Below are 12,942 nucleotides of genomic sequence, written 5' to 3'. Positions count from 1 at the left end.
GTCATTTACATGGCCTATTTTGTTGCCATACTCGGCGGATCAGTGATCATGGCCTCATGAACTAAACCGCACTTTCCCTTTAGTAATCTCCCCAAAAAGCTCGAAGCAGCAATGCTCCGGGCTTTCAAATCAGGCATGAAGAATACACTCATCCACAGTCACTGAAGCTACCTGCGGCTGGTTAGGAATTATTATTATCTCTAATCATTTAATCCTTTTCCCTGTAGAATTTGCTGCATATATTTCTCGATCCTCGCTTCTCGTGTTTTGGATTGTTTAGCTTTAGAAAAGTAAAGGACATATGCTCTTTGCCTTCCTGGTGTTAAAGCTTCAAATGCAGATTGTAACTCTGGTACTTCATTGAATTTATTTTGAAGTTCTTCAGGGATTTCTATATTCTTCTCAATATTCACTTCTATACCAGCTTTTTCAACGGCAATGGCGTTATAAATATATTCTTTCAATATGTTTTCCCTATCCACTATTTCTTCTATATCGGTGAATCTTATCTGACGGCTAGACTGTACATTTTCCGTTTGTTGAATGAGCATGTTATGCGTATCTTGTAATAAGACTCCTTTAAAAAATAATAGAGCACAATATTCTTTAAATCCATGTATTAAAACGATATTTTTCCCTTGGAATGTGTAACATGGAACCCGCCACTTCAATTCTTCAGTCAGCTCACAGTCAAGAATGATCATTCTCAATTTCTTGAATTCTTCCTGCCACTTTTGGGACTTACTGATAAAGCCATCAACTTTAGGATTCATTCTACTATTTGTCATTAAAGCACTTCCTTTCGCAGTTTTTGGATCAGCCGAAAGTTTTAAATCACTATTTACAATTGCCCCATTCATTTTCATTTACAATACTTTCATATTTACTTCTAAATAATACCACAAACCTATCCATTATCTTGAGCAGGCTTAGTCTCATTTTCGATGACCTTCCTTATTAAATTTATCGTGCAAATACAAAAAGCAGTTCAATGTAGGTGACTAATCTATCCTTGCACGCTACACTGAACTGCTTCATTTTCATGTTATCTTAAGTTTCTTGTTTAGTTATGGCTACTTCAATGTCATAATCTTCCGGGTCAAGTTCTGTTTCCGTTCCGAGCGCAAGTCTAGCGAGCTCAAGTCCTAGATACGGGCCAACTGTGAGTCCAGAAGCCCCAAGACCATTAGCAGCAAGTAGATTCTTACTACCTGGCACATAACCAAACACTGGTAAAAACCCTGGTGTGAAAGGACGGAACCCTACTTTCGCTCCTAGAAACGTACTATTCGCTAATCCTGGGGCGACGGATAGGGCTTTAGTGAAGATTTCCTGCAGTCCTCCAGCAGTCACACGCTGATCCATACCAGCTTCATTTTCATGAGTTGCCCCAACAACAACGCGTCCATCATCAAAGCTTAATAAGTACTGATCGTTAGGCGGCATCACGACTGGCCACTCATTCGTTACCGAGTTGTTCATTTCAAGGTGGACGATCTGAGCTTTCTGAGAAGTAACATTAAATTGAAAGCCCATTGGAGATAAAAGCTCTTCCGCCCAGGCTCCAGCCGTCAATATTACTTTGTCCGCTATAAAGATCTCGTTACCTAACGTAACACCATTCACTTCGTCTTCTGATAAATAAAGCTTAGCATCACCATACAGGATGGTAGCACCATATTTTTCAGCTGAGCGAAGTAGCGCATTACGAAGAGCTGAACCGTTCACTCTTGCCGCTCCACTAACAAATACAGACTGGTAATCTTCAGCTATAGGGGGGAACATCTCTCTTGTTTCCACAGAAGATAGCTTCTTGATGTCCCCGATTTCTGGGGCATCTTCTCGACGCTTTTTAGCACGTTCGATCATTTTATCTAATTTTGTCTCATCAGTGTGGAGGCTGATTGCTCCTACTTTCTTATAACCCGTTTCTGTTTCTCCATCCTTTATTAATTGTTGAATCAAGTCTGGATAATATTTTGCTCCCCCTTTAGCAAGTCGATACCAGACTTTATTTCGACGTTGGGAAAGCCATGGACAAACAATACCAGCTGCCGCTTCTGTCGCTTGTCCAGGTTCATTACGATCAATAATCGTAACGTCTATTCCTTCTTTTGCAAGATGATAGGCCGTTGAAGCTCCAAGGATGCCGGAGCCGACAATAATTGTTGATTTCATATGTAACACCTTTTTCATTGATTTCGATTCTTTGTTCATTTTACATAAATTCAGTTAAGCACACAAACCGACTGTATTGACTAAAACTCTTTAAATGAAAACCTACCTTTTTTCAACCTATTTCTTCAGGTGAAGCCTTTCATTATGCTAAAATAACACCATTACATGAAGAAGGAGTCTCACTATGAAAAAAACATTAGACCACATTGGAATTGCAGTCAGACGTTTAGATGAAGGAGTTCAGTTTTATACAGAAGTATTAGGTGGCGAGCTTTTCGACCGTTACCGTAGTGAAGCAACAGGTGTAGAAAGCGAAATTGCCGTTATAGATCTTGATGGCAGTCGTATCGAACTGCTGATGCCTACGAATAATTCCACTTCGCCAATCGCACGTTTTATGAAACAAAAAGGGAAAGGCGTCCACCATGTTGCCTATGTTGTCGATAACCTTGATGAGGCAATAAAGGAATTAGCCGTACAGAATATTCGCGTAATGGAAGATACGCGACGAGTGAACAAACACGGCAGAAGATTAATTTATTTAAATCCAGCTGACACAGAAGGAACAATCATTGAATACTGTGATTATCCTGAATCAGCTAAAACTACAATTGAATAACTGCCAGTCGAATGACAAGAATCATAAACAACAAGAATGTAAGTACAAGTAGTACATTCAATCTTGTCGGTAGGTCATTATTCCGATTATTTTTATCGCTCATATGATTTCTCCTTCCTTATATGTTAACTACGATCAAAAAGGCGGTGCTTATGAAGCATATCTATAATCTTTTTTACTTCGGTTACTTGCAAGCCATTTCTTGTCTGTTTCCATTAATTATTTTTGTAACGCTAGCATTAAGCGAAAGAATGACGCCATTTTTTCTACCAAGGTATGATTTTATTCTTATCGTTTGCATTTTAGCACAAATCTCCTTATTAATAACCAAATTTGAGACAATTGATGAAATGAAAGTGATTCTTGTTTTTCACATTATTGGTTTGGCACTCGAGATATATAAAGTTCATATGGGTTCATGGTCTTATCCAGAGGAAGCTATTTTCAAAATAGCTGGCGTTCCACTATATAGCGGATTCATGTATGCAAGCGTGGCTAGTTACATGTGCCAGGCATGGCGACGACTGAATTTACAATTAAAGAATTGGCCTACATCTTGGATGACGATCGGTTTAGGAATTGCCATCTATGGAAACTTTTTCACCCATCATTTTCTATATGATTTTCGCTGGGTGTTGAAGATCCTTGTTGTGGTTCTTTTCTTTCGAACGATGGTGTACTTTACTGTCCATCAGACAATTTACAGGATGTCTCTCCCTATATCTTTCGTACTCATTGGTTTTTTCATATGGATTGCTGAAAATATTGCGACGTTTTTCGGAGCATGGGCGTATCCAAATCAACAAAGTGATTGGGAAATCGTACATATTGGTAAAATTAGCTCGTGGCTTTTATTAGTTATTGTGAGCTTTATGATCGTAGCTCAGTTAAAGCATACAAAATACGAAAAATTAGCTCATAACAAAAATGCAGCTCTTTAAGAGAGCTGCAATTTATATTCCACTTATTTCTAAGGCGATGTTCATCTCCTGACGAACATTACCTTTTCCTACGAACTATGAATGCTACGATATGGCAATTTCCATCCATAACGGAGGGAGAGCATTCTGAGAAAGACGATGGCACCAAATAAGAACATGAGCTGAGGCAGTTCTTGTGGATAACCAAGACCAATTAACAACCCTGCCATCATGGCCCACACAGCATAAACCTCTTTTTGTAAAACGGTCGGTTTCCTTCTCGCTAATAGATCACGAATAATTCCACCACCAGTTCCCGTCATGGCTGCAGCAACCATGGCAGCAATAAAAGGGTGACCCATTTCTTCTGCGAATAGCGCGCCCTGAATCGCAAATGCAGCAAGCCCAATTGCATCAAAGAAGCTCCCCCACTTCTCCCAATAGTAGTTAATCCAGCTTGCAGGAAAAACAAAAATGATCAGGATTGTACCGATCGCAATCATAATAAGCACATCCTGTTCCCAAATCGAAGCAACCGGCACCCCTATTAATAAATTCCGTATAATTCCACCACCAAATGCTGTAGCAAGTCCAAGAACAATCACACCGAGAAAATCAAACTCCTCCTCTAATGCAACGAGTGCTCCACTTGCAGCAAAGGCAATTGTACCAATGATATTTAGTATTTCCCAAGTCACATCATTACGCCCTTTCACGATCTATTGAAAGTTAAAGTGTACGTCAGCTTTCAACTGTTATCAACCCTTATTTTTGGATAGCAGAATTAAAAAAACCTCCTAATGGAGGTTTAAGACGAAAGATGATAATACATTTCGATGATGTCCTCATCTGAATGAGGAATTTCATTTCCTTTCACAATTTGAGCACCGTTGATACATCCACTTGTTAGAAGGATAATATCCTGTTCGCTGCCAAGTTGTAAAGACTTTAAGACGCCCTCTCTTCTTGTATTCGTTCGATAAATATTAGGGTCATTGGGATTCGAAAATCCTGACATAACCTTGTCGACAATGAGAGATGGCTCATGGTAGCCGGGATGATCAACTGTGACGATAATTTCATCTGCTCTACCTTCAATTGCTTTCGCCATTTTAGGCATCTTCTCAAAATCCCTGATCCCAATTCCTGCAATCATTACAATAAGCTTGCGATGATCCATCTTTTTCACTTCATCTACAAGACGTGTTAAAGCTACTGGAGTATGCGCGTAGTCCAGGATGATTGTTTCCCGGTTAGGCCCACTAATTACTTGGAAACGACCTTCAGGGCTTTCTAATTGCGGAAGCACATTAATAATCGTTTGCAATCGGTATCCAAGTAACAAAGCTGTTCCGACAGCAGAAAGCACGTTTGCAACATTATAATCAGCAAACACTGGTACAAAAACATCGTACGTTTCACCATGTGAGAGCAATTTGAATGAGGTACCATCTAGTGTATATTCCAACTCAGTGGCTACAAGATCCGCTTCTTCATGTGGATTTAAGCTATAAGTCACTATGCGATGTTCATAAGCTCGGCTAAGCTCAACACCCATTTCATCGTCTACATTGACCACAGCCGCTTTTGCTTGATTGAAAAGTTTTTCTTTACAAGCTTTGTAGTGTTCAAAAGTATGGTGATATTCCAGGTGTTCTGGAGAAATGTTAGTGTGAATAGCGACATCAAATTCAATTCCTTCTACGCGCTTTTGATCAAGGGCAATAGAAGAAACCTCCATCGCTACTCCCCCATCTCCTTCGCTTATCAAATCCTTGAAGATGCGATGAAGGTCAAGTGACTCAGGAGTCGTTGGCGTGCTTTTCTTATAGGGAATTTTCTTTTTGGAGGACCAAATACCAGTTGTTCCAATAGATCCTGTTGGCAATCCAAGCAGTGTAAGTAACGAGCGTACATAAGCTGCAACGGTTGTTTTACCATTTGTACCTGTAACGCCAACCGTCTTTAATTTCTCATCTGAAGAGCCATAATATTGTTTCGAAAAGGATGCCATTGCTTTTCTAACATCATCGACAAGAATAAAAGTACAATGAGGATAACTGTGAGCAAGACTTGTAATGAGATCATCTTGATCTGCTACTACGGCTACTGATCCATTCTTAATCGCATCTTCTATGTATTTATGTCCATCGTGATTCTCGCCTTTAATTGCAAAAAAAACAGAAGAAGACCCTGACATTTTTGAATGAAATGTAAGGCACTTAATCGTTTGAATGTCTGGTCCATATATATGGATGATCGGAGTATATTGAAGTTGGTTAAAATTAATCTTCATGGTGAATTCCTCGCTTCAGTAGTATCATTTACTTTTATTGGAAAATTTTTATATCGAAAGTAAATAATATATTTTTACTTAAATTCCCCATTTTTCCTTACTTAAAACAACATCGTTACATTTAGCATACTCAATTAGTACCATGCTTCATTCATGCAAAATCAACAGACAGCTAATGAGCTGTCTGTTAGGTTAATTATTCTGCCGCGTTGTAATGATTGCGAACTAGGTCTGTTAAACTCAGTTCATCCAATAAGTGTACAGGTACTAATAATGTAATCGTGACAACACCAGGATGCCTTCCTATTTCAATCGATCCAGTGATCGTCGCTCTATTCATAACTTCTGGAACTGATATTCCGAGAGTTTCTGCTGCACGATTAAGGCCGTTATCTGTTGCCTCATTAAGGTTTGCTCCTGTGCCTATAAAAGAAAGAGGCAAAGATTCTTCTATTTTTGCTACCCCATACATATCTGCTACTTGTTTAGCTGATGCTTTTTCCTTATCGGTGAAAGGTTTAGCTAAATGAGGTAGATCTTCTAGCACCGGGAGTAAAATAGGGCCTTCAATGTTAAGGTTCTTAATTACCTTTGCTTGAAGGTTAACGATACCGGATACGTCAGCAGTATGCCCAGCGATTTCTCCATTCCCCTGCATAGCATGCATATCCCCAATATAAACGCCTCCACCTGGGACCTTTACAGGACAAATGAGAACCGCACCTTCTCTAACGCGATTAATATCCATATGCCCATCTGTACGATCTTCTAATTCCTCTTTCGTTACGCCATAATCATGCGGAGCATCAATGAGAAATTGACCGAAGTCTCCTGCATTATGAGAATCGGGCAATGGACGTGAAGGAGTTGTTCCGAGCTGCCCTAAAAATGGACGGAGCCTAGCCATTGTTCCAACGAGGTCACTTGGCGCAAAAGTAACGACTGGATTTTGTACAGAGTTCTCAGGAGTAGCCATAAATGATTTCCCATGTTCTGCTATGTACTTCGCAGCTGCCTCATCCACTGTCACACCTATTGTTCGATTCGAATCAAATGCCATTGTATATCCATTCGTAAACACAAATGGCGTCACATCTTCTCCACAATTTGAACACCGAATAGCTTCTGGTCCTGTACCTTCAATCTTAGTCTCTGGATATAGTTCCCCACAGCCAGGACACTTGACAGCAACGAAAGGATCACCGACAAACCTACCATCAACGGGTCGATCATTTCCTGAAGAAGTAGCCATAGATGTAACTTGAACGGATTTAATACGAATCGCTATGGCGTCACCAACTTCAGCTCCTTCCACAAAAACAGGTTTTGTTACTTCATGGCCACCTCTTAAACATGGGGTGATCATGGGTCCCCAACAGCCAGGTGCAGTATTTGCAATAATATGACCACCGTCTTTCAACGGTCCTAACATCTCTTCCTTTGGATCCAAAATACCATTCGTAAACTCATTTACAAAAACGGTTTGCTTCGCTTCCATTGCCTCTCCCCTTTTCATCATTATTCCTACCTACATTATAAGAGTAATGTCGATTCATGTAAAAAATTAATTGGCTAAATACAAAAAAACTTTGAATTCAAAGAAATATCCCTTCTCGAATTCACTTCTTATCAGTGATTGACGAAATGCAAAACCTTCCCTATACTGAATAAACGCAAACGTAAAGACAGGTGATGAAATGGAATTTAAAATGCAGTATCTTTCCTTTTATTTAATACAAGTAGAAGGAAGCGGAGAAAGTGAAGAACGACGTTACAAGCATTATCAAACTCTTGACGCAGATGCTTATGAGGAAAGCTCGTTAAAAGACTTTCTAAACGGTGAGTTAACGAAAATCATGAAACGTAAAGTCGATCGGCATGCGAAGTCAGAAGGAGCACCTACGAAAATTGGGCGCTTTATTGTTGAGCAAGGTCATGATTTAACATCTAATCCAAATTATAATTTATTCGATCGGACACGTTATGCTGAATCAGCAGATGATTTCGAAACTTCATCCGATCAAATTGTTCAAATGTATTTGGATACTAGCGCAATCAGAGGTGGTGTGTTAATTGTGGCCACATCAAAGCTTACAAAACTCTTTGATGACCCTTTTCTCTTCATCTTAAAGTGCGATTTTGAACCGAAAGTAGCAACAATTACTGATGAAGATACGCTAATTCAGAATGTGGAAATGGCGATCACAACAAAAAGTATGAAATCCGTCCAATACCCCTACATGCCAGAAGAAGGCATGATCGACAGTGCTGAAATCAAAGTCCACCAGTCTTCTCATGCACGCTACTTCGAAGACTTCTTGAAATGGGTCGAATATGAAAAGTCGATGCCTGAAATTGTGAAAACGCAAACGATGGGCATGGTTCAGGAGCACATACAGGAAACCTACCAGGAAGAAAGTGAAGAGAAAGAAGAGTTCGAACAAGCGATAGAGGAATGGTCTCAGAGTCCAAAGCGAGAGCTACAAGAGCGGTTTACGACCGAACAGGTCGTTGAAGCTACTTCACAAATCGTGGAGCACTCCCCTGACGTTGAGTGGAAGCTAAAGCTTGACCATGTGTCCGTCAAAGCGATGCTGTCTGACTTCGGGGAATCGATTCATCTTGCGAAGGTGAACGGCAAGTACGTGCTTGCGATTGAAGCTGATTCGATAACGTTTGAGAAGGGTTTTTCTCCTGTCGAGTTTCATAAGCCTGATACGCTTCAGGAAGTGGTGGAGCGCATTTATAAGAAAAATGAGAATGAATCATAATTAAAGCATTTTGGTCTCATGAAAGTCCTGATAAAGGAATATCCATTTAATTTCTTAAATAAGGTGCCTCGCAAATGGAAAGAACATTTTGCGAGGTATTTTCATTTTCGTATTGCTCAGTGAAACGAACAAGTTAGAAAAAAGAAGCTTAGAAAGCAAAACCGATTTCCTATCCTCACCAAATGCCGTTATCGATTTCTTACTACTTAAGACGGAATAACTCCTTAATGGATGATAAAACTAGTAATCTATTTTGATATAGTGACTGCATATTCTCTTGCCATTTCTTATTCTATCGCGTTTATTTTTCCCTTTTTCTGGGTAGAAAATTATATCATTTAATTAAAGGTGGAATTGAACTTATGACATCCTTCGAAAATGCATTAAAACATCAAGTAGGATTAGGCACTGCTCCTTTAGGTAATATGTTCAGGGAAGTTCCAGAAGAAGAAGCACGCAAAACGATTCAAACCGCGTGGGATCAAGGAGTACGTTATTTTGATACTGCCCCTTTCTACGGTGCAGGTTTGGCAGAGATGCGCCTTGGTAACGTACTATCACAATATAACCGTGATGACTACTTATTAAGTACAAAAGTCGGTCGTTATATCACTGAAGATACAGAAAATAAGGAAGGTTTATTCCAATATGCCCGGAATAATAAAGTGATTACGGACTACACGGAAGATGCAACGAAACGATCAATTGAACAAAGCCTGGAACGATTAAAAACTGATCGATTAGACTTTGTCTTTGTGCATGATGTTTCCCCTGATTTTCACGGGGATGAGTGGCTAGCCAAATTTGATGAAGCTCGTGAAGGAGCTTTTCGTGTGTTGACACGCCTGCGCGAAGAAGGAGTAATCAAGTCGTGGGGCCTTGGTGTTAATACGACAGAACCGATTGAAAAAGCAATGGAACTTGAAGAAACTCAACCGGATGTATGCTTGTCGGCTACCCAATATACATTGCTACAGCATGAACAGGCTTTACAAAAAATGATGAAAAAAGCTGTAGAAAAAAATGTAGACATCGTCGTTGGATCACCTTATAACTCCGGTGTATTGCTAGGCGGGGATCATTACAATTATGAGAAGGCGGATGCTGATATTATTGCCAGAGTTAATCAGCTAAACGAAATAGGTCAGAAATATGATGTCCCATTAAAAGCAGCAGCTCTTCAATTTTCAACTTCTCATCCTGCCGTAAAATCAGTCATTCCGGGATCAACACGTCCAGATCGAATTAAGGAAGATCTCGATATGATTCAACTCGATATACCGAAAGAGTTCTGGGATGAATTGCTCAGCAAAGGGTTCATTTCATCAAATGCCCCTTTGCCTAGCAATGTTAGCTAAATTATTTTTCTCGGTAAGTTGCGCTTAACTAAAAGAGCAATAATTAAAGCTCAATTAAAGAATGGACTTCTCTTCTTGAGAAGTCCATTCTTTATTTTATATTTTCAAATGGCACTTTAATCCTAAACAGATATTTTATCGAGTTCAACTCCATAGCCAAACTGTAACAATTACTTTCTAAATATCTTTCGCTTATGCCACTTGAAATACACTTTATTTTCCTTATGAATGCTGATTTTTGCTCGCTCCACTAATCCGTATATTTCGTAGTCTTTTTCTTGCATGATCGAAGAAATATGCAAGCGACCCTGACCATCAAACGCAATTAGCCCTTCCTCATATAAACCAGCGTGGTTTCGACAAAGTAACAATCCGTTATAAGGATCCAACCGCTCATCATTTGAACAATCCTTCCACGGTTTAGAGTGACTAGCCTTCAATAATTCCGGCAAGTTAATCGCACATAATGCACATTGTTCTTCCCATAACGGGGCTACTTCATTTCTAAATTTAAGCTTGCCCCACCTCATTTTCGTTTTTGCTTCTGATTCCGTTTCTGTAATCACCGGAACGAGCGTATTCCGATCCGTTCGTCTTACTTCATCGACTGTAAGCTCTAATTGCTCTTCATTTACTCGATAAAAATTCGACTCACTAATAAGCTCAAGCATTTTAATCGTTAATGCTTCATTACAAGGATATAAGTATCCAGGATTCCCACTAGCATCAGTTTGAAACGGCGAATATTTAAGAGGTAATAAAGGAGAAATCTCTTGAAACTTCTCTTTCACATTCACCGGAACATCTAATTCTTGATATTCCAACTTCACTAAATATCCCTGTTTGGATTCAGTTTGATTCCAAAACGTTGACGGTTGCATTTCTTCGCTACAGTCAACCTTTGCAATACTAACGGCAACAATATCTCCTTTAACATAGTGGAAAATAGGATCTCCTTGCCTCACTTCTTTCAGCCTTTTCCAAGAATGTGGTACCTGACCTCCCCTGTCTTCTTTAGGAGACCAGATCACTCCCGCTTCTTTTTCCTCATGGTATGTATCTCCTTGCATGACAATAAAACTATTCATCTTTCTTCCCCCACCTGACGAGCATATTCCTCTAGTTGTTATTCTACATGAAACATAAGGTTATTTTCCTTCTAAAACGTTATTCCTTGTCTTAGTATGAGTATATGGTGGATGAAAGAATCATTCAAGTAAAGTCTACGCAATTTTTCTTACAAAAAAACCCAATAAGATAGTTTCTATTGCATCATTTGCATGACCACACACAAATAATCGCACCACCACACGAGCAATATCATCTGCGTATAAAGCTTTCACTGAAGAAGTATGAACGAAGTCAGAAAGCCTTTCTTGTAGTTGCCCAATAATCATGCGTTAAATTCATACGCGAACTCAAAAGAGACCAACAGATTTTCCTTTGTTGGTCTCTTACTTGGTATATCCATGTCGTTTGAACTCTATAAATTGAGAGCTTCTCTTAATTCGTTCTTCAATAATTCTAGCTGATCGAGATCTGGAATAAAGTAAGAAGGACCACTTACCTCAGGCGTCGTTCCCTTTATTTCTTTCGTTTCAATCGCAGTTGAACTAAGTGATGGGAACTCTCTCTGAAGAGCGAGGATCTCTCCAGGTGTAATATTTGTCTCAACATTATTTTTCAATACATTTGAAATTTTATTAATCTCAAAGATCGTGTCTCCAGACTTCATTTCGTCGACCGTTGCTTTAATAAACTGCCTTTGACGCTCTTCTCTTGAATACACCGTATTTATATCACGTTTCCTCATTCTTACAAAGGCTAGTGCGTCTTCACCATTCATTTCGGTTAGGCCTTCATCGAAATAGATGCGATCATTTGAGTAGTAGTTTTTTTCCCAGAATGGGTATTTAACATCAACTTCCACTCCGCCGATTGCGTCAACAATATCATGAAAACCATCAAAATCCACGGCTACATACCGATCTATCGGAATATTCAATAGATCTTCCACTGTTTCTACGGCTAATTTCTTCGCCCCGTAATCACTAAGATATCCGTATGTATAAGCAGCGTTTATTTTATGACTACCATCATATTCCTCTCCTACTTTCTCTATAGGAACTTCTACCTTTGTATCTCTTGGGATACTTGTCATAGTAACATTCTTTGACACAGGATCAAGTGTGAGAACAATTTGGGTATCAGCTCTTCCACCCTTTCCATCTGAAGAGTAGTTTTCAATTCCAAGAAGTAGAATCGAGATCGGCTCTTCTCCAATGTCCACTTTTGTCTCTCTCAATTCTGAAATATCATTATCCCTATCAAGCTCACTATAAGATTGCTTTGCCGTGTTATAAACCTGGAAGCCTAGATAGCCACCAATACCAACGATCACCAGTAATAGAATTGAGACACTAAACAGGATTTTCTTTTTACGCTTCTTTTTCCTTCTATGAGCTAATCTATTTTTCATATCTTTCACTGCTAATTATTCCTTTCTTTCACTTGTTCTGTGTTAATGACTATCGATACTTTTGGCTCATTTACGCTCTATGTTGAAAAAGGATTGAAGTAAATGTTTCACTCGAATATAGCAAAAATCATACTATCAACAATATAAGTTCATATCGTTAATTGCACAAAAAAAATTATCTAAAACAAACTCATCTACAACATGAGCCACTCTCTAAAGCTATCATCAGAATACCACTATTTATCGTAACATTAATTTACCAATTATTTCATGATTTTTTAATAGGTTATATTCACTTTTTATTTCGTTGATCTGAAAAAC

The 12,942-nt window shown here is 39.1% G+C and carries 11 protein-coding genes; 4 read left to right on the top strand and 7 right to left on the bottom strand.

All coding sequences use genetic code 11. From position 1 onward, the window contains the following. Positions 1 to 200: 200 nt before the first annotated feature. Positions 201 to 788 (bottom strand): YdeI/OmpD-associated family protein, encoded by a 588-nt coding sequence (locus Q4550_RS06140; RefSeq protein ID WP_303531141.1) that lies wholly within the window; start codon positions 786 to 788, stop codon positions 201 to 203. A gap of 262 nt (positions 789 to 1,050) precedes the next feature. Beyond that, positions 1,051 to 2,178 (bottom strand): NAD(P)/FAD-dependent oxidoreductase, encoded by a 1,128-nt coding sequence (locus tag Q4550_RS06135; protein ID WP_303531063.1) that lies wholly within the window; start codon positions 2,176 to 2,178, stop codon positions 1,051 to 1,053. Positions 2,179 to 2,362: 184 nt separating this feature from the next. On the opposite strand from Q4550_RS06135, the gene Q4550_RS06130 reads away from it, so the two are divergent. Together Q4550_RS06130 and Q4550_RS06125 are read left to right on the top strand one after the other, a co-directional pair. After that, the gene (locus tag Q4550_RS06130; RefSeq protein WP_303531061.1) at positions 2,363 to 2,797 is read left to right on the top strand and encodes a VOC family protein; all 435 of its coding nucleotides are present in this window, start codon (positions 2,363 to 2,365) and stop codon (positions 2,795 to 2,797) included. A gap of 152 nt (positions 2,798 to 2,949) precedes the next feature. After that, a complete protein-coding gene (locus Q4550_RS06125; RefSeq protein ID WP_303531059.1) occupies positions 2,950 to 3,738 on the top strand; it encodes a DUF817 domain-containing protein in 789 nt (262 codons plus the stop codon). Positions 3,739 to 3,806: 68 nt separating this feature from the next. On the opposite strand, the gene Q4550_RS06120 is transcribed toward Q4550_RS06125, so the two are convergent. The 3 genes from Q4550_RS06120 to Q4550_RS06110 form a co-directional block, all read right to left on the bottom strand. Further along, complete coding sequence (locus tag Q4550_RS06120; protein WP_226613615.1) at positions 3,807 to 4,415, bottom strand: trimeric intracellular cation channel family protein; 609 nt, start codon at positions 4,413 to 4,415, stop codon at positions 3,807 to 3,809. A gap of 110 nt (positions 4,416 to 4,525) precedes the next feature. Beyond that, complete coding sequence (locus tag Q4550_RS06115; RefSeq protein WP_303531055.1) at positions 4,526 to 6,013, bottom strand: UDP-N-acetylmuramoyl-L-alanyl-D-glutamate--2,6-diaminopimelate ligase; 1,488 nt, start codon at positions 6,011 to 6,013, stop codon at positions 4,526 to 4,528. A 196-nt stretch (positions 6,014 to 6,209) separates the two neighbouring features. Continuing rightward, positions 6,210 to 7,511 (bottom strand): acetamidase/formamidase family protein, encoded by a 1,302-nt coding sequence (locus Q4550_RS06110; protein ID WP_303531053.1) that lies wholly within the window; start codon positions 7,509 to 7,511, stop codon positions 6,210 to 6,212. A gap of 199 nt (positions 7,512 to 7,710) precedes the next feature. Between Q4550_RS06110 and Q4550_RS06105 the strand changes: the two genes are divergently transcribed. Beyond that, entirely contained in the window at positions 7,711 to 8,784 is a 1,074-nt protein-coding gene (locus Q4550_RS06105; protein ID WP_303531051.1) for a DUF3900 domain-containing protein, read from the top strand. A gap of 362 nt (positions 8,785 to 9,146) precedes the next feature. Next, the gene (locus Q4550_RS06100; RefSeq protein WP_303531049.1) at positions 9,147 to 10,142 is read left to right on the top strand and encodes an aldo/keto reductase; all 996 of its coding nucleotides are present in this window, start codon (positions 9,147 to 9,149) and stop codon (positions 10,140 to 10,142) included. Between the two features lie 170 nt (positions 10,143 to 10,312). Here Q4550_RS06100 and Q4550_RS06095 read toward each other — a convergent pair whose 3' ends face one another. Further along, the gene (locus tag Q4550_RS06095; protein WP_303531047.1) at positions 10,313 to 11,230 is read right to left on the bottom strand and encodes an HNH endonuclease; all 918 of its coding nucleotides are present in this window, start codon (positions 11,228 to 11,230) and stop codon (positions 10,313 to 10,315) included. Positions 11,231 to 11,625: 395 nt separating this feature from the next. Beyond that, positions 11,626 to 12,621: an LCP family protein gene (locus Q4550_RS06090; RefSeq protein ID WP_303531045.1), complete on the bottom strand. Its 996-nt coding sequence runs from the start codon at positions 12,619 to 12,621 to the stop codon at positions 11,626 to 11,628. Positions 12,622 to 12,942: the final 321 nt, after the last annotated feature.

Source organism: Anaerobacillus sp. 1_MG-2023 (assembly GCF_030547345.1).
Classification (GTDB): Bacteria; Bacillota; Bacilli; order Bacillales; family Guptibacillaceae; genus Guptibacillus; species Guptibacillus hwajinpoensis_B.
Note: the sequence above shows the minus strand (reverse complement) of the source record. Positions and strands in the feature narration are given on the sequence as shown.

Excerpts from the sequence above, each read along its gene's own strand:
- Q4550_RS06095 (WP_303531047.1), bottom strand. The coding sequence starts at position 11,230 with ATGAATAGTTTTATTGTCATGCAAGGAGATACATACCATGAGGAAAAA.
- Q4550_RS06100 (WP_303531049.1), top strand. The coding sequence starts at position 9,147 with ATGACATCCTTCGAAAATGCATTAAAACATCAAGTAGGATTAGGCACT.
- Q4550_RS06115 (WP_303531055.1), bottom strand. The coding sequence starts at position 6,013 with ATGAAGATTAATTTTAACCAACTTCAATATACTCCGATCATCCATATA.
- Q4550_RS06135 (WP_303531063.1), bottom strand. The coding sequence starts at position 2,178 with ATGAAATCAACAATTATTGTCGGCTCCGGCATCCTTGGAGCTTCAACG.
- Q4550_RS06110 (WP_303531053.1), bottom strand. The coding sequence starts at position 7,511 with ATGGAAGCGAAGCAAACCGTTTTTGTAAATGAGTTTACGAATGGTATT.
- Q4550_RS06125 (WP_303531059.1), top strand. The coding sequence starts at position 2,950 with ATGAAGCATATCTATAATCTTTTTTACTTCGGTTACTTGCAAGCCATT.
- Q4550_RS06140 (WP_303531141.1), bottom strand. The coding sequence starts at position 788 with ATGACAAATAGTAGAATGAATCCTAAAGTTGATGGCTTTATCAGTAAG.
- Q4550_RS06130 (WP_303531061.1), top strand. The coding sequence starts at position 2,363 with ATGAAAAAAACATTAGACCACATTGGAATTGCAGTCAGACGTTTAGAT.
- Q4550_RS06090 (WP_303531045.1), bottom strand. The coding sequence starts at position 12,621 with ATGAAAAATAGATTAGCTCATAGAAGGAAAAAGAAGCGTAAAAAGAAA.
- Q4550_RS06105 (WP_303531051.1), top strand. The coding sequence starts at position 7,711 with ATGGAATTTAAAATGCAGTATCTTTCCTTTTATTTAATACAAGTAGAA.